Raw genomic sequence first — 16,303 nt, forward strand, 5'->3', positions numbered from 1 at the left:
AACGCCGGGCTTAAACCCGGCGTTTTTTTTATGCGTTCGTTTCTTCGGCCGTTACTGGCTCAGCTTGGCGGCATGCCGCTGGTGACGCTCCATGTAGCGTTCCACGTAGGAACACGAAGGAATGACGGTGTAGCCCATTTCTTCGGCGTACTCCAGCGCCTTTTCGGTCAAGGCTGCCGCGATGCCGCGACCACGCAACGCGTTGGGCACGAAGGTGCGATAGATATCCAGGGTCTGTTTTCCCAGATCCATATAGGTCAGGTAGGCACGATGACCGTCCACACTGGTCTCGAACTGATGACCAGCCTGGTCATGGTGGATGGACAACGCCTCGCTCATCACTACTCCTCGCGGGTCTTGAATTCTGACCCCTACCTTACCGATGTTTTTCCGGCGAAGGAACATCTACGCCACCCCGTGCCTGAATGGACACCGAGAAGAACCGCACCGATCTCGTGCAACCGGGCACTATCAAATAGTAGGCACCATTGGCAGAAATGCTCAAGGTACGCTCGTCATCGGGCTCGGGTGGCGGGTGCTGCTCCGGGTGACGCAGGGACCGCTCGACCGGAGATATCCGCGGGTCGATAGCCTGAACATTGCCGGATGTTGAGACTTAAGACGAACGCGCGCTCTTAAAGTCACCATCAAGATGGATAAAGATTATGAGAGCCGCTGCGCAAAATCCGAACAAAAGTATGGACGAATCCATATAGACAGACTTTAGCCAAGATCGAGAAAAACAGCGCTGAGTGCACGGAACTTTTTTTCGGCGGCTCGCTCAGCTCGGGCCTCCCAGCTGGATATTTTTTAAACAATGCAGTTAAAAGTTGCTCGAAAAAGAATCAACGCCTACAATTTTTTTTGCTTCTTGCTACACGTCAGTTTACTTACTAGAAGTAATGGGTAGTATGTACGCCGGCTATTTCCTCACTCTGAGGAGACAGCTACTTAATAGAAAGTCCTTGAAGGGGAACACGATGAACAACGTTCTGAAATTCTCTGCTCTGGCTCTGGCCGCAGTTCTGGCTACCGGTTGCAGCAGCGTATCGAAAGAAACCGAAGCACGTCTGACTGCTACTGAAGACGCAGCAGCTCGCTCCCAGGCTCGTGCAGACGAAGCTTACCGTAAAGCTGATGAAGCTCTGGCTGCTGCTCAAAAAGCACAACAGACTGCTGACGAAGCTAACGAGCGTGCTCTGCGCATGCTGGACAAAGCTAGCCGCAAGTAATAATCCTTCGGGATTGTTATCAAGCCGACCCATTTATGGGTCGGCTTTTTTATTGCCTGATGTTTCCTGCCGGCAATAAAAAACCCGCCGACGCGGCCTGCGTCGGCGGGTTCTTTTCAGGCATTACTGCAGCGGGTCGATCGGTGCACTCGTCACCATCGGCGCGGAAGTGTTCGGCACGCCAATTTCCACCGGCAGGCCATCTTCAGCGGCAACCACGTCACGGACCACATCCCAGTTCATGCGCAGGTTATTGGTGATGTCCTCACGCTTGAGCATCGCGTTGATCACCGCGGTGTGCTTGTCGACCACCGACGGGTTGCCCTTGTCGTCCAGCGGCGTGTGCGCTTCCAGGTACACCTTGCCACCACTGACACCGAACTTGTACGGATCGCTGAGAATGCGTACCGACGTACCGACCGGCACCATGCCCGCCATTTCCAGCACGTTGTTGTTGAACATGCGGAAGCAGCCGTGGCTGGTGCGCATGCCGATGCCGAACTTCTTGTTCGAACCGTGGATCAGGTAGCCCGGTGTGCCCAGGGTGAACTTGAACGGCCCCAGCGGGTTATCCGGGCCAGCCGGCACGACGTTCGGCAGCGGATCACCATCAGCAGCGTGCTCGGCCTTGATCGACGCGGGAGGGGTCCAGGTCGGGTTCGGCGTCTTGGCAATGATGCTGGTGTGGGCAATCGGCGAGCCCCAGCCTTCACGACCGATCCCCAGCGGGAAGGTGTAGACCACGTTCCGGCCTTTCGGGAAGTAGTAGAGGCGGTACTCGGCCAGGTTGATGACGATGCCTTCACGCGGGCCCGGCGGCAGGATGAAGCGCGTCGGCAGGACAATCTCGGTGCCAGCACCCGGCAACCATGGATCGACGCCAGGGTTGGCCGCGACCATTTCCGTATAGCCCAGATCGTAGGTGGTGCCGAGGTCGGCGAAGGTGTCTTCGTACTTGGCCTTGATTACTTGCACCTGACCGATGATGTCTTCACCGGGTGGTGGCAGGGGCAGCTCCAATGCGGCTACGGGGCCCGCCATACAGAGGGCGGCAAGAGACAGGCAGCGGGTAACGGCAGGAAAACGCGGCAACATCCGGAAAATCCTTCGCATGATCGACAAGGGTATAAAAACGCGATTGTACACCGGCCTCCGGAATTTCGGGGAGTTGGCCGATAGCAAGCTATCTTTGGCGCTTTACAGCTCGAACCGCAACTCTGGCCAGATCGGCGAGGTGCCGCGTTTCTGCGATTCGAGGATGGCCCGGCACAGCGAACACAGGCGCTGGTCCTGGAATACCCGGCGGTCGACACTCGACCAGCGCGGTTGCGCGGGCAGCAGGCTGCCGCACAGCGTTCGGTCGGCCGAGCCGCCCAGCTCCAGCTGACGGGTCACCAGATGCACCCGCACTTCCTGGCAGGCGAACAGATCCAGCTGTTCGTCAGGCTCGATCAGTTGGTAGGCAAAAAGGGACCAGGCAGGACGCGGCATCGGGGGCTCCAAATCGGGGCGCCACCTTAGCCGAAACACCGCCGCTAGAAAAGCGTCAAAGCAGCGGTTTCAGTGTCGGCCAGACATTTTCCAGCAACTTGTCCTGAGCCCCGGCAGCCGGGTGCAAGCCGTCGGCTTGCATCAAGTCTGGATGACCACCCACGCCGTCGAGAAAAAACGGCACCAGCGGGATGTTTTTCTCGTTGGCGAGCGTGCTGTAGACCTTCGCAAAGGCTTCGGTATAACGAACGCCGTAGTTGGGGGGCAATTGCATGCCGAGCAGCAGCACCTTGGCGCCACTGTTCCTGGAGCTGTCGATCATCGACGCAAGGTTTTGTTGCAAATTAGCTGGGGGCATTCCGCGCAGCCCGTCATTGCCGCCCAACTCGAGGATTACCAACTCCGGTTTATGCTCTGCAAGCAGCGCGGGCAGGCGCGCCTGGCCTCCGGCACTGGTGTCGCCGCTGATGGAGGCGTTGACCACTTTATCGTCGAAACCTTCGCGCTTGAGCCGTTGTTCAAGCAACGACACCCACCCCAAGCGGGTATCCAGGCCGAAACCGGCGCTGATACTATCGCCAACGATCAGGACTGTACCCGCCGCTGCGTTCTGGGCCATGCACATCAAGGCCAGGCCAGCACTCAAAAACCACACTCGCATCGGATTCTCCATGGGCGCAAGCATTCTCACCGCGAAGAACCTCAGCAAAGTGGTCCCCAGCGCGGAAGGTGAACTGACTATCCTGCACGAACTCAGCCTGGAACTGAACAAGGGCGACAGCCTGGCCATCGTCGGCGCCTCCGGTTCCGGCAAATCCACCCTCCTCGGCCTGCTCGCCGGCCTCGACCTGCCCAGCAGCGGTGAAGTCACCCTGGCCGGCCAGGGGTTGAGCAATCTCGATGAAGACCAGCGCGCACGCATTCGGGCGGAGCATGTCGGGTTTGTGTTTCAGTCCTTTCAATTGCTGGACAGTCTCAACGCGCTGGAAAACGTCATGCTGCCGCTGGAGCTCGATGGCCGCAAAGACGCCCGTGAGCGGGCCACTCAATTGCTCCAGCGGGTTGGCCTGGGTCAGCGCCTGACCCACTCACCGCGCCAGCTCTCCGGTGGCGAACAGCAGCGCGTGGCGATTGCCCGTGCGTTTGCCGCTGAACCCGACGTGCTGTTCGCCGACGAACCCACCGGCAACCTCGACAGCCACACCGGCGAGCGTATCAGTGACCTGCTGTTCGAACTCAACCAGGAACGCGGCACGACCCTGGTGCTGGTGACCCACGACGAACGCCTGGCACATCGCTGCCGGCGCCTGATCCGCCTTGAAGCCGGCCTGCTGGTCGCCCCTCTGGAGCCTTGATGGCACGCCTGCCGCTGCTGCGCCTGTTCAGCCTTGCCATCCGCCAACTCCTGCGCGACGCCCGTGCCGGTGAGTTGCGCGTCTTGTTCTTCGCCCTGGTGGTCGCCGTGGCGGCGAGTACCGCCATCGGCTACTTCGGTGCCCGTCTGAATGGGGCCATGATGCTGCGCGCCACCGAGTTTCTCGGTGCTGACCTGTTGCTCGAAGGCAGCTCACCGGCGCGCCCCGAACAGATCAGAAGTGGTACGGAGCTGGGACTCGAACACGCTCAAGTGGTGGAGTTCTCCAGCGTCATCGCCACCGACAACGGCATTCAGCTGTCCAGCATCAAGGCGGCCGACGACGTTTATCCGCTGCGTGGCGAACTGAAAAGCGCCCCGGCGCCCTTCGCCCCGGAAGAAGCCGGTGGCGGACCGAAACCCGGTGAAGCCTGGGTTGAAGCGCGACTGCTGACTGCGCTCGATCTGAAGATCGGCGACAGCATCGATGTCGGCCTGCGCCCCCTTAAACTGGCGCGGGTCCTGACTTACGAACCGGACCGTGCCGGCAATTTCTACAGCCTGACGCCGCGGGTGCTGATCAACCTCAGCGACCTCGCCGCGACCGGCGTGGTGCAACCTGGCAGCCGGGTCAGTTACCGCGAACTCTGGCGCGGCAAAGCCGAGGCGCTGGAAACCTATCGTCAACTGATCAAACCCGGCCTGGCCGCCAACCAGCGCATACAGGATGCACGCGACGGCAACCGGCAGATCGGCGGTGCCCTGGGCAAGGCCGAGCGTTACTTGAACATGGCCAGTCTGGTGGCGGTTCTGCTGTCCGGCGTGGCCGTGGCGCTGTCGGCGACACGCTTCGCCACTCGCCGCTTCGATGCCAGTGCCCTGCTGCGGTGCCTGGGCCTGTCGCGCCGGGAAACCATGGTGCTGTTCAGTTTGCAGCTGACGGTACTCGGCCTGCTCGCCAGCCTCGGCGGCGCCCTCCTCGGCTGGCTCGCACAGCTTGGATTGTTCGCTTTGCTGCATGATTTGTTGCCGACCGATGTGCCACCGGGCGGCCTGTTTCCCGCCATCGCCGGGATCGGCACCGGGCTGGTGGCCTTGGCCGGTTTTGCCCTGCCGCCACTGGCTGCTCTCGGTCGAGTGCCACCGCTGCGGGTTCTGCGCCGGGACATGCTGCCGATTCCTTCCAGCACCTGGATGGTCTACGGCGCCGCCCTGGGCGCCCTCGGCCTGATCATGTGGCGCCTGAGTCTTGACCTGGTGCTGACCTTCGCCCTGCTCGGCGGCGGCGTGATCGCAGCGGTCATACTCGGCGGCCTGCTGTTGCTGCTGCTCAAAAGCCTGCGTCGGATGCTGGCGCGCGCCTCGTTGCCCTGGCGCCTCGGGCTGGGCCAATTGCTGCGTCACCCTCTGGCGGCAGCGGGGCAAGCCCTGGCCTTCGGTCTGATCCTGTTGTCCATGGCGCTGATCGCCTTGCTGCGCGGCGAGTTGCTGGACACCTGGCAAAACCAGTTGCCGAAAAACGCGCCAAATTATTTCGCGCTGAACATCCTGCCCGCCGACAAACAGGCCTTCACCGATCGCCTGATTGAGCTGTCCGCCCAATCGGCGCCGCTGTATCCGGTAGTGCCGGGACGACTGATCAGCATCAACGGTGAGCCGGTTCAGGAGATCGTCAGCAAGGATTCGGCGGGTGACCGTGCGATCCAGCGCGACCTGAGCCTGACCTGGGCGGCAGACCTGCCGGCGGGCAACAAACTCACGGCGGGCAACTGGTGGAGCGAACAGCCAGCCGATGAAATTCCTGGCGTGTCGGTGGAAGGCAAGGTTGCCGAAAGCCTGAAGCTCAAGCTCGGCGATCACATGGTCTTTACCGTCGGCGGGGCCAATCGCGAAGCGAAAGTCACCAGCCTTCGGGAGATCAACTGGGACAACTTCCAGCCGAACTTCTTCATGATTTTCCAGCCCGGCACCTTGAAGGATCTGCCGGCGACCTACCTGACCAGTTTCTATCTGGCGGCGGGTCACGATCAGCAGATTGTCGACCTGTCCCGGTCGTTCCCGGCGGTGACCATTCTGCAAGTCGAAGCCTTGCTGGAACAGCTGCGCAGCATCCTCGCCCAGGTCACCCTGGCGGTGGAGTATGTGCTGTTGTTTGTATTGGCGGCGGGGATGGCGGTGTTGTTCTCGGGCTTGCAGGCGACCCTGGATGAACGCATTCGCCAAGGTGCGCTGCTGCGAGCGCTGGGGGCGGAACGGCAGTTGCTGGTCAAGGCACGGCGGATCGAGTTCGGTTTGCTCGGTGCGGTCAGCGGGTTGTTGGCAGCACTGGGTTCGGAGCTGGTGAGCCTGGTGCTTTACCGCTACGCCTTCGACCTGCCGTGGCATCCGCATCCGTGGCTGTTGGTGTTGCCGTTGATTGGCGCGGTGCTGATCGGCGGCGCCGGCGTGTTCGGTACCCGCCGCGCGTTGAACGCCAGCCCCCTGACAGTGTTGCGCGAGGGTTGATAGACTCAAGGCCTTCCCCTCACAAGAAGTTGCCATGAGCCGTTATCGCCCTCCCCGCACCGCTGGCACCGCGCTGATCACCCCCGAAGGTGAAGCGCGGATGCGGGCCGAGTTCCATGAGCTCTGGCATGTCCGTCGGCCTCAGGTGACACAATCGGTCAGCGAGGCGGCGGCACAGGGTGATCGCTCGGAAAACGCCGAGTACACCTACGGCAAAAAAATGCTGCGCGAAATCGACAGCCGCGTGCGCTTTCTCACCAAGCGGCTCGAAGCGCTGAAGGTTGTCAGCGAAAAGCCCAGCGACCCGAACAAGGTCTACTTCGGCGCCTGGGTCACCATCGAAGATGAGGACGGCAAAGAGTCACGCTACCGCATCGTCGGCCCGGATGAGCTGGACTTGAAACTGGGCCTGATCAGCATCGACTCGCCGCTCGCCCGCGCCTTGATCGGGAAGGCGCTGGACGCCGAAGTTCGGGTCCAGACGCCCACTGGTGAGCAGTGCGTGTACATCGTGGCAATCGAGTATCTCTGAAGCCTCAGCGACGGGTAATCAAACCTTGCCGGGCAACCCGGGTCAGTTGTTTGATCACTTCCGGCGCGTCTTCAACGCTGGGCGATTGAATCACCGCCAGATCGAAACTGTCGCTGGCAAATCGCGCCAGTGATTCCCCGTCTTCGACAAACTGGATCAGGAACGCTGCGGGGCCGCCGGTACGACGTGGCCATCCATCGAGATAACGCAGGAGCGTCGGCTGATGTTTTCCGCCAAGCAGGACTTTTGGATTGCGCTGGGTGAGGTGTGCCGTGATCGGCGCGGGGCGTACAACGGGGCTTAGTGCATTCATTGGGTCGTGTCTCTGCCTCAAAAGTCTGCATGGCAGGTGAGAGGCAACACCGAACCAGCGCTTTAGCGGTATTTCGAAGCCTGTTTCAAGCTTCTATCGGCAACTCGATGAGTCACCTGGCGCCCCGCAAGTAGCTGTTTAAATCGGCGCATGAGCAGCATCCTAGAGAAGCTGACCGGACAGTGTCAAGAATGACGCGCAACAAAAAAGGCCCGCGCAATGCGAGCCTTTTCGTTGAGCCAGAGCGGTCAGTCAGCGATCGCGCGGTCTACCGACAGTTTGCCGGCACCCTCGATCAGTACCGCGAAGCTGCCGCCGAGCAAGGCCAGAGCGAATTCATAACCGTTGTTGGACATGAACAGGCCATGGCTGATGTGCACGGTGAAAATGGCGACCAGCGAAAGGAAGACCAGCCCCAGTGCTGCCGGGCGTGCCAGCAGACCGATAATCAGGGCCAAACCACCGAAGAACTCGGTACCACCGGACAGAATCGCCATCAGGTGACCCGGTGCCAGACCCAGGCTTTCCATGTACTGCGCGGTGCCGGCAATACCGTAACCACCGAACATGCCGAAAAGTTTCTGTGCGCCGTGAGCAGCGAAGATGATGCCGACGAAGATCCGCAGAACGGTCAAGCCGTAGCCAGCGCGGGTAAACAGTACCTTGTTGATCAGTGAGCTCATGCTGTGTCATCCATTGTGATTGTGTGTTGGTTGGCCGCTATATTAATCGATAAATTTAATGTTAAAAGCGCAATTTTTGCGACATAACAACCAGTTTAGTCGATCATTTGCGTGAGACCACTTTCTGCCCCTGGGGCTCCAACGACTCCCTCTCACGATCGAACGCCAGGTAATACTTGTTCACGCTATTAACATAGCTGACGGCGCCCATTCCCACCTGCTCCATGGCAATGCGTTCGACCTGGAAGAACCACTGATTGGGATTCAAGCCACGGCGCCGGGCTTCGGCGCGCATGCCCTGGACTCGTTCCGGCCCCATGTTGTAGGCCGCCAGCACGAACGCCATGCGCTCACGCTCGTTGAGTTTGGGGCTTGCAAAGAACTTGCGACGGATCATCGCCAGGTACTTGGCACCGGCCTGCACATTGGCGTCAAGGTTCTGAATGTTGTTGACCCCGACGCGCTGGGCGGCAGACGGGGTGATCTGCATCAGTCCGGTGGGGCCGCTGCCGCTGCGGGCGTTGGGTTGCAGGGCCGACTCTTTGAAGGCCAGTGCCGCCAGGTTCAGCCAGTCCATGCCTTGGGCATCCGCGTGCTTTTGCAGCACCGGGCGAAGTTTTTCCAGACGCTGCCGGTCAGCCTTGGCCAAGGGATAATGCACCTGATACAGACGTCGATAGATGCGCAGGAACGCTGCGTCCTGGTCCGACGGTTTCTTGTAGGTGGTCAGGAAACGATCGATGCTCGCGCGCAGCATCGAGGCATCGCGGCGCACGAACCAGAACTCTTCACCTGGGTCGCTGATCGGCACCTGCTTATCGAAGCGCAACTTGGGCAGGATCTTGCCCCAGCGCTCGGCAATCGGCTGCTCGACGATGGTCAGGTGAAAGATCCCGCCCTGGACCATTTCAAGAACGTCTTCGACCGCCAGACTGGGGTCGACCCATTCGATTTTCACCGGTGCCAGTTTGTGCAGGGCGAGCTTTGAATTGATCTGACTGACCGCGTCCCCGGCCGCACTGCCGGTGGGCAGCGCCAGGGTCTTACCCGAGAGTTGTTCGACGCGGGTGTAGCGGCGTTCTCCCTTGATTCCTACCAGTACCAAGGGGATGTTGCTGGCAATCGGTTCGCTGCTGCTGACCGCATGGCCCGGCTGCAAGTCGAGCAGTTCCCCCGGCGCAACCAGGTCACCCTCCCCGCGCTGCAAGGCACCGAGCAGTTGATCCTTGGCTTTGGGAATGATCTTGAGGGTGATTTCCTGACCGTCACGGGCGTGACCGTTGAGGTATTGCTCGAAGGCGCGCAGGCGGTGGTATTCGACGCCGATGGCCTGGCCCTGGACTTCACCGGAGCTGTTGCGGCTCTGGTTGACCAGCACCCGCAACACACGACTGCTGCGAATCTCCGCCAGGTCACGGACCTTGGCTGCCGGAACCGCTTGCAGCGGGCCGGCCAGACGCGCAACCGCCGGCATCGGCAGCAGCAACGAACAGCACAGCAGTAGCAACATCGAGGGACGTGTCATCCACTCTCCGGAAAGAATACTGGGCCGACCTCACGAAACTCATGACATCGAACGACAGAAACAGAGCGCCTATGAGCGCTGACAAAGTGCGAAAGACTGGCACAGTGATGGCACCTTGACCACCCCGGCGTGTCTTGCGGCATCAAGAGACAGCTTTAACTCGTTGTAGTTCTTGGCTTTTCTTATAAATCTACAGCTCTGATATGCTTTCCGGCCTTTGGTCCGAGGTAGCACCATGCAACTCATCGATATCGGCGTCAACCTGACCAACCCCAGTTTTGGTGATAAACACCAGGCCGTGCTCGATCGCGCGTATGCCGCGGGGGTCTGCCAATTGGTTCTGACCGGCACCAGCGTCGAAGGCAGTGAGCAGGCGCTGGAACTGTGCCGGCAGCTGGACGAAACAGCTCAGCGACTGTTCGCCACCGCAGGCATTCACCCTCATTCGGCCAGCGACTGGAACGCCGACAGCGCCCGGCAACTGCGCAGTTTGCTCAAGGAACCCAATGTGGTGGCCGTGGGTGAATGCGGGCTGGACTTCAACCGCGATTTCTCGCCGCGCCCCCAGCAGGAAAAAGTTCTCGAAGAACACCTGGCGATGGCGGTCGATCTGCAATTGCCGGTGTTCCTCCACGAGCGCGATGCCAGTCAGCGACTGCTGGAAATCCTCCGTGACTACCGTGATCAGCTGCCGGCCGCGGTGGTGCATTGCTTCACCGGGGAAAAGAAGGCGCTGTTCAGTTACCTCGATCTGGATTTGCACATCGGCATCACCGGCTGGATCTGCGACGAGCGCCGGGGCACGCACCTGCATCCGCTGGTGAAGGAGATCAAGCGCGGGCGCTTGATGCTGGAGAGCGATGCGCCATACCTGCTGCCGCGCAGCTTGCGACCCAAGCCGAAAAACGGTCGCAATGAACCGGCGTATTTGACGGAAGTGCTGCGCGAAGTGGCGTTGCATCGGGGTGAAACCGAAGAGGATCTGGCCGCCCACACCACTGCCTGCGCACGGGCGTTCTACGGCCTGCCATCAATCCCCCAATAATCACAAATCCCCCTGTAGGAGCGAGCCTGCTCGCGATAGCGCCCTGTCAGTCACATCACTGTTGGATGTGCCGACGCTATCGCGAGCAGGCTCGCTCCCACAGGGGATTTGTAATGATCCTTGATCCACATCAAGTCCGGAATCCCTGCATAGCGGCACAATGCTGGCACCTTGCCAATGCTGTTTCCGCTATCAGAGAAGACCTCCATGGGTGCCTGGCTTAGCAATATCTCGCTGAAATACAAATTCTGGGCGGTCAATGCGGTCGCCTTTTTCACCACCCTCCTGCTGGTGCTGTACGCCGTACAGCTCGAACAACAGGCCCGCAGCCACGCTGCCCAAGCGTCGGCTCAGGCGCAGGCCCGCTTGCTCAATGCCTGGCCTGCCGGGCAACCGCTGCCCAAGGCCGAAAACCTGCTGACCTTCAGTCGCGGCCAGGCGCCGTTATTGAACGAGCAGCCGGTGCTGGAACTGGCCGATGCCCATGGCTGGGTCGAGATCAACGTCATGCCGCTGTTCGGCAATAACCCGTTAATGGGCGCCGAGGTGTTCTCTCGTCCCGACGGTCAGCAGGTCGCGGTGATCGCTTATGGCCCGAGCCTGAGCCAGGTATTCAGCGAACGTTTCGCCAACTATGCGGTGGCGGTGTTCATACTGATGCTGGCGATGCTGGGCGCTTCGCAGCTGTTGATCCGCTTCCTGCTGAGTCAACTGAACACTTTGAAAGACGTGATGCTCCATGTCGAGAAAACCGGCGACCTGTCAGCTCGCGTCCCGTTGGCCTGCAAGGACGAGGTCGGACAGATGGCCAATGCCTTCAACGCAATGCAGGCCGGTTACCAGCGGGTGGTCAACACCGTCGCCAGCACTGCCCGGCAACTGGATATCGGCGCGGCGCGGCTGGCCTCAAGCATGAACGAGGTGCGTCACGGCATGCTCGGCCAGCAAAGCGAAACCGATCAGGCCGCCACGGCAATCAACGAAATGACCGCCACGGTCTATCACATCGCCCAACATGCCGGCGCCACCCGCGACCTCTCGCAAACCGCCGACACCTTGGCCGGCAGCGGGCAGGAAGTGGTCAGTCGGGTGCAGAAGTCCATCGCCGGGTTGTCCAGCGGCGTGCAGCAAACGGCCGAGATGATCCAGCGTCTGGCCGAGGACAGTCAGAAAATCAACGGCGTGGTCGGCGTGATTCACAGCATTGCCGAGCAGACCAATCTGCTGGCCCTGAATGCCGCGATTGAAGCGGCCCGGGCCGGTGAAATGGGTCGCGGCTTTGCAGTAGTCGCCGATGAAGTGCGCAACCTGGCCAAGCGCGTACAAACCTCGACCGATGAGATCACCATCATGGTCTCGGCGTTGCAGGCAGGGACCCGTGACGCGGTGGATTTCATGCAGGAAAGCTCGTTCAAGGCCGACGACTGTGTGCAACAGGCCCAGGAGGCAGGTGCAGCCTTGGCGCATATCACCAGCGCAGTGGCGCAGATGCGCGAAAGCAATACGCAGATTGCGGTGGCGGCCGAGCAGCAGAGTCAGGTCGCGGAAGAGATGAACCGGGCGGTGGTGAGTATTCGGGATGTGACCGAGAACACGGTGCAGCAGACGGTGGATTCGGCGACTACCAGTAATGAGCTGGCGGCGTTGGCTGGGGAATTGAACAAGGCTATCGGGCAGCTCAAGCTGTGAGGGCCCCTTCGCGGGCAAGCCCGCTCCCACGGTCGAGGTGTGTTGTGCGCAAGGTCTCCTGTAGGAGCGGGCTTGCCCGCGAAAGCGCCAGTCCGGTCAACATCAATCCTGACCATGACCGCTATCACTTCGATAGCCAACCTTGATTCGCCGCCCGCCTAAGCCAAGCCTATTCTTCAATCATGTGTTCAACATGGATCGAGGATCAGCATCATGGGCAAACGTCACCCCAACCTACCCGCCTGGCAATGGCGCGCCTACCCCGGCAATCACCAGCACCCGACCAATCTGGTGTTGCACCTGATTGCCGTGCCGCTGTTCATCGTGGCGTTTTTGCTGATTGTTTCCGGGGTGTTCGGCCCGAACTTCGCGAACTTCGCCATCGGTGTCATTGGCGTGATCGCCGCGCTGGGCTTGCAGCGCCACCGTCGTCACTGATTCAGGCGAAAATTGTCACCGTCTGCCGGCTCATGGCGATTAACTGACCGTCCGCGCGCCACAGTTTCGCCGCTGCGTGACCGTAGCCGTCGGCACCATGCTCGATTTCAACCAGGTATTTGCACCAGTCCAGCGTGCTCAACTCAAGCAACGGCTGGACGAATTCGATGGTCCAGGTCAGTGTGCTGCCCATCGCGGGTTTGCTCAGATGCGGCAACAGGGCCGGCGGCCACGCATCTACCAGCGCCAGAATATGTGATTCGCTGACCGCCTCTTCCTTCACATCCCCACGCAAACGCACCCAGCCGCCCATCTCGCGGGATTTATTGCCAGTGAAGGGCAGACCGCCAACACTCCAGCGCATCGCCAGATGCTGCATGAATTCCGGGAGCACGCCTTTGATGTACGGCAGTTCCTGGCACTCGTCCCAGTGTTTCATTTCCGGTGCCGGCTCGGCCGCGACCGCGACTTCGGAAGGTCGCGAGGCACCGAAGCTGCCCTGGATCAACGTCACCACTTGCCCCTTCTGCATCGCCCGACCCAGCACCTGGCTGACGGCTTTGCCTTCGCGCAGCACATCGACCTCAAAACTGACCGGCACTTCGGGTTCGACCGGACCGACAAAGGTGATCGCCAGCGAACGCACTGGCCGGTCCGCCGGGACTTTTGCGCGCATGGCTTCGTATTGCAACGCGGCCACCAGGCCACCGAAACTGGCACGCCCCTGCGCCCATTCGGCCGGAATAGACAGCTCCAGCGGCTGGCTGCGGACGGCGTCGAGCAGATCGGAAAAGCGCATGAGAACCTCGGTGCGGAAAAAGGATGGAGGGATGTTAACCAGCCGGCGAGGATGGCACAGCGCTTATTCCAGCCAAAGAGACTGACAGATAGGCCGTCTGCCTTACATCGATTCCAAATTCAACAGCGATCAAATGTGGGAGCGGGCTTGCTCGCGAAAGGGGCCTGACAATCAACGCAAATGTTGACTGTCAGACCGCCTTCGCGAGCAAGCCCGCTCCCACATTGGTTCAGTGCTGCCACACCTATTGTGGTCAGGCACTTCCAATATGTGGTGTTTTCAGGATTTGAAGCAGGCGGCGCTGAGTTTGTCGAGAACGCGATCGGCGCAGCCTTCGGCCTTGGCCATGGTGGTTTTCCAGACCTCGACGCAAGGTTGCAAATCGGCTTCCTGCTCGGCGCGGGCCAGCCATTGCCAGCAGTCGTGCCAGTCGCCCAGAGCACCTTGCGCAGACTTCAAACGTGGCAGCGCCGCTTCGGGCAAGCGATCCAGTTCAGGATAGGCTTCGATGCCGTAGCGCACACGCTTGATCAGCAAGCGCAAGCGATGGCGGTCGTGGGCAGGATCGTGCAGGGCCTGATCGAGTTTTTTCCATTGTTTGGCCAGGCGTTTTTCAACGCGCTTGCGCAAGTCCTTGAGCAACCCCTGACGCTGGGAGGCGCGCAGAAAACGCGGAAAGGCATCGAGGATCATCAACAACTGCGTCACCTCGAGGCTGGCCGCCACCGCCGGGTACGCCGCCGCCATCTGCGCCATGCGCCGTTGCGCCGCCTCGGGTTGACCGTGCTTGAGCAAGTAAGCCGCCAGCACCTCGCGATCACGCATCGGCGTGGTCAGCTCGCCCACCCGGGACGCCGCAGCTTCCAGCTGCTCAACACCCGGTAGTCCACGCAAAGGTCGCAACAGACTGCGCAAACGGCGAACCGTGGTGCGCAGGTCGTGCAGCGCTTCCGGGTCGGTGCGCGCAGTCAGACGCGCCTGGCACGCCAGCAGACGAACTTCCAGACCCAGAACATGAGCCACCAACCGATCAACCAAAGCAGACATCGCTTGCTCCCTGAATCGCGTTACCCTTGTTCCCTACATCATGCCTCAACGGCCGGCACGTGACTCACGAATATAGAAGCGCGCCTTCTCGGCCTTCTTGGTGCAGCCTTCAAAGCCTTCGAATTGCTGCTGGGTCTTGGCCGCCGTCAACAGCGACAGGGCCTTGGAGTAGCTGACGGTGCCGGCGAAACCCTCGGCCTTGGCCAGGTCCAGTTCATGCCACGCAGCATCGAGCCCGCTACCGCAGCTGTCACGATAAGCGGTTTTGCCGGCACATCCGGCGAGTGCCAGGGCAATCAAAGGCACACAGATCCAGGCTTTCATCACTCACACCTCAAGAATAGGTAAACAGTCGTGCAGGTAAGACGGTCCGGCACGTGAAAAGTGCCTTGGCCCGCCGCGCAAACTTTAGCGCTCGCGAGAATACCCATGTGCCGCCATGGAGTGTCGAAAAAACGACGTGTTCGCCCCACCGAGCGACCTTAGCGATTGAAGCACGCCCCTTGATGGGTGCATTGTTGAACCTTGTCAGACGAGGGCGATTCATGAAAAAGCGTGTCGCACTGGTGCTGGGCTCAGGCGGGGCCCGGGGCTATGCCCATATCGGTGTCATTGAAGAAATCGAACGGCGCGGCTACGACATTGCCTGCATCGCGGGATGCTCGATGGGCGCCGTGGTCGGCGGGATCTACGCCGCCGGCAAACTTGACGATTATCGCGACTGGATCGAAAGCCTGGACTACCTCGACGTCTTGCGTCTGGTGGACGTCAGTTTTCGTCTGGGCGCGATTCGCGGGGAGAAAGTGTTCGGGCAGATCCGCAAGATCGTCGGCGAGATCAACATCGAAGACTTGCGCATCCCTTACACGGCGGTGGCTACGGACCTGACCAACCAGCAGGAAATCTGGTTCCAGGAAGGTTGCCTGCACCAGGCCATGCGCGCCTCGGCGGCGATTCCCAGCCTGTTCACCCCGGTGATGCAGGGCAATCGCATGCTGGTGGATGGCGGCATCCTCAACCCTTTACCGATCGTGCCCGTGGTGTCGAGCCATTGCGACCTGATCATCGCGGTCAACCTCAACTCCACCAACCAGCGCCACTATCAACTGCCGGTGATTCAGCGGCCGCCTGCGTTCAAGACCCGGTTCGACAGCCTGATCAATTCCCTGGGTTCAAAATTGCCGTTCCGGCGCAAACAGGCGGAACAATTGCTGCTGCTGGAAAAAGAAGCGTTGATGGCCGAAGCCGCCGACATCAACCCCTGGATCGAGTCCGCCGAACCCGAAGCCCAGCAACCGGCGGCCGCCCCGGAACGTGAACGCGAAGGCGCACCGAAATCCGCCACCGGTTCGTTCATCATCGACAACGTGGGCCCGGCGTCCTTGCTGGACCTGATCAACCAGAGTTTCGAGGTGATGCAGACGTCGTTGGCGCAGTACAAGATTGCGGGGTATCCGCCGGACATCCTGATCAACGTGCCGAAACGGGTGTGCCGGTTTTTCGAGTTTTACAAGGCGCCGGAGTTGATCGCGCTGGGGCGGGAGATTGCGCGGGATACGCTGGATCGGTATGAGGATGAGCAGAATCGGGATGCTTGAAGTTCTCGAGGGGATGTGAAGGCCCCTTCGCGAGCAAGCCCGCTCCCACATT

Annotated in this window: 17 protein-coding genes and 1 pseudogene; 8 read left to right on the plus strand and 10 right to left on the minus strand. The window is 60.6% G+C overall.

The features are described from left to right. Nucleotides 1-51: 51 nt before the first annotated feature. The gene (locus ACA072_RS20380; RefSeq protein ID WP_010461341.1) at nucleotides 52-339 is read right to left on the minus strand and encodes a GNAT family N-acetyltransferase; all 288 of its coding nucleotides are present in this window, start codon (nucleotides 337-339) and stop codon (nucleotides 52-54) included. 641 nt (nucleotides 340-980) lie between these two features. Here ACA072_RS20380 and oprI point away from each other — a divergent pair. Continuing rightward, complete coding sequence (oprI, locus tag ACA072_RS20385; RefSeq protein WP_002553018.1) at nucleotides 981-1,232, plus strand: outer membrane lipoprotei OprI; 252 nt, start codon at nucleotides 981-983, stop codon at nucleotides 1,230-1,232. Nucleotides 1,233-1,355: 123 nt separating this feature from the next. On the opposite strand, the gene ACA072_RS20390 is transcribed toward oprI, so the two are convergent. The 3 genes from ACA072_RS20390 to ACA072_RS20400 form a co-directional block, all read right to left on the minus strand. Next, nucleotides 1,356-2,327, minus strand: coding sequence for a L,D-transpeptidase family protein (locus tag ACA072_RS20390; RefSeq protein ID WP_497620176.1), 972 nt, complete (start codon nucleotides 2,325-2,327; stop codon nucleotides 1,356-1,358). Nucleotides 2,328-2,429: 102 nt separating this feature from the next. Continuing rightward, entirely contained in the window at nucleotides 2,430-2,723 is a 294-nt protein-coding gene (locus ACA072_RS20395; protein ID WP_003226812.1) for a hypothetical protein, read from the minus strand. Between the two features lie 55 nt (nucleotides 2,724-2,778). Beyond that, nucleotides 2,779-3,384 carry an arylesterase gene (locus ACA072_RS20400; RefSeq protein WP_497312798.1) on the minus strand — a complete coding sequence of 202 codons (606 nt, stop codon included), beginning with the start codon at nucleotides 3,382-3,384 and terminating at the stop codon, nucleotides 2,779-2,781. Nucleotides 3,385-3,394: 10 nt separating this feature from the next. On the opposite strand from ACA072_RS20400, the gene ACA072_RS20405 reads away from it, so the two are divergent. From ACA072_RS20405 to greB, 3 genes are read left to right on the plus strand one after another with little or no spacing between them, the layout of a single operon-like run. Then, nucleotides 3,395-4,078, plus strand: a complete 684-nt coding sequence (locus ACA072_RS20405) for an ABC transporter ATP-binding protein (protein WP_109633656.1) — start codon at nucleotides 3,395-3,397, stop codon at nucleotides 4,076-4,078. Continuing rightward, nucleotides 4,078-6,582, plus strand: a complete 2,505-nt coding sequence (locus tag ACA072_RS20410; protein ID WP_497620177.1) for an ABC transporter permease — start codon at nucleotides 4,078-4,080, stop codon at nucleotides 6,580-6,582. The genes ACA072_RS20405 and ACA072_RS20410 overlap by 1 nt, the downstream gene beginning before the upstream one ends. 34 nt (nucleotides 6,583-6,616) lie before the next feature. Next, complete coding sequence (gene greB / locus ACA072_RS20415) at nucleotides 6,617-7,114, plus strand: transcription elongation factor GreB (RefSeq protein ID WP_033057207.1); 498 nt, start codon at nucleotides 6,617-6,619, stop codon at nucleotides 7,112-7,114. 4 nt (nucleotides 7,115-7,118) lie between these two features. Here the strand turns inward: greB and ACA072_RS20420 are convergent, their stop codons facing one another. The 3 genes from ACA072_RS20420 to ACA072_RS20430 form a co-directional block, all read right to left on the minus strand. Next, the gene (locus tag ACA072_RS20420; RefSeq protein WP_497620179.1) at nucleotides 7,119-7,427 is read right to left on the minus strand and encodes a class I SAM-dependent methyltransferase; all 309 of its coding nucleotides are present in this window, start codon (nucleotides 7,425-7,427) and stop codon (nucleotides 7,119-7,121) included. 248 nt (nucleotides 7,428-7,675) lie between these two features. After that, nucleotides 7,676-8,110, minus strand: coding sequence for a DoxX family protein (locus tag ACA072_RS20425; RefSeq protein WP_497620180.1), 435 nt, complete (start codon nucleotides 8,108-8,110; stop codon nucleotides 7,676-7,678). Between the two features lie 103 nt (nucleotides 8,111-8,213). Next, complete coding sequence (locus tag ACA072_RS20430) at nucleotides 8,214-9,635, minus strand: MltF family protein (RefSeq protein WP_497620182.1); 1,422 nt, start codon at nucleotides 9,633-9,635, stop codon at nucleotides 8,214-8,216. Nucleotides 9,636-9,870: 235 nt separating this feature from the next. Here ACA072_RS20430 and ACA072_RS20435 point away from each other — a divergent pair, with 235 nt between their 5' ends. The 3 genes and pseudogenes from ACA072_RS20435 to ACA072_RS20445 all read left to right on the plus strand — a co-directional run. Then, nucleotides 9,871-10,680 carry a TatD family hydrolase gene (locus ACA072_RS20435; RefSeq protein WP_497393521.1) on the plus strand — a complete coding sequence of 270 codons (810 nt, stop codon included), beginning with the start codon at nucleotides 9,871-9,873 and terminating at the stop codon, nucleotides 10,678-10,680. A gap of 207 nt (nucleotides 10,681-10,887) precedes the next feature. Then, entirely contained in the window at nucleotides 10,888-12,369 is a 1,482-nt protein-coding gene (locus tag ACA072_RS20440) for a methyl-accepting chemotaxis protein (protein WP_497620184.1), read from the plus strand. A 213-nt stretch (nucleotides 12,370-12,582) separates the two neighbouring features. Further along, nucleotides 12,583-12,795, plus strand: a pseudogene (locus ACA072_RS20445) (terminase); the annotation flags it as partial. 13 nt (nucleotides 12,796-12,808) lie between these two features. On the opposite strand, the gene ACA072_RS20450 reads toward ACA072_RS20445, so the two are convergent. The 3 genes from ACA072_RS20450 to ACA072_RS20460 form a co-directional block, all read right to left on the minus strand. Further along, on the minus strand, nucleotides 12,809-13,606 hold the full coding sequence (locus ACA072_RS20450; protein WP_497620186.1) for an acyl-CoA thioesterase: 798 nt from the start codon (nucleotides 13,604-13,606) through the stop codon (nucleotides 12,809-12,811). 279 nt (nucleotides 13,607-13,885) lie between these two features. Continuing rightward, nucleotides 13,886-14,653 carry a CHAD domain-containing protein gene (locus ACA072_RS20455; RefSeq protein WP_497620188.1) on the minus strand — a complete coding sequence of 256 codons (768 nt, stop codon included), beginning with the start codon at nucleotides 14,651-14,653 and terminating at the stop codon, nucleotides 13,886-13,888. 45 nt (nucleotides 14,654-14,698) lie between these two features. After that, nucleotides 14,699-14,977, minus strand: coding sequence for a hypothetical protein (locus ACA072_RS20460; protein WP_010461623.1), 279 nt, complete (start codon nucleotides 14,975-14,977; stop codon nucleotides 14,699-14,701). A 221-nt stretch (nucleotides 14,978-15,198) separates the two neighbouring features. Here ACA072_RS20460 and ACA072_RS20465 point away from each other — a divergent pair, with 221 nt between their 5' ends. After that, a complete protein-coding gene (locus tag ACA072_RS20465) occupies nucleotides 15,199-16,251 on the plus strand; it encodes a patatin-like phospholipase family protein (RefSeq protein WP_497620190.1) in 1,053 nt (350 codons plus the stop codon). Nucleotides 16,252-16,303: the final 52 nt, after the last annotated feature.

This window comes from Pseudomonas sp. LBUM1656, assembly GCF_059716065.1.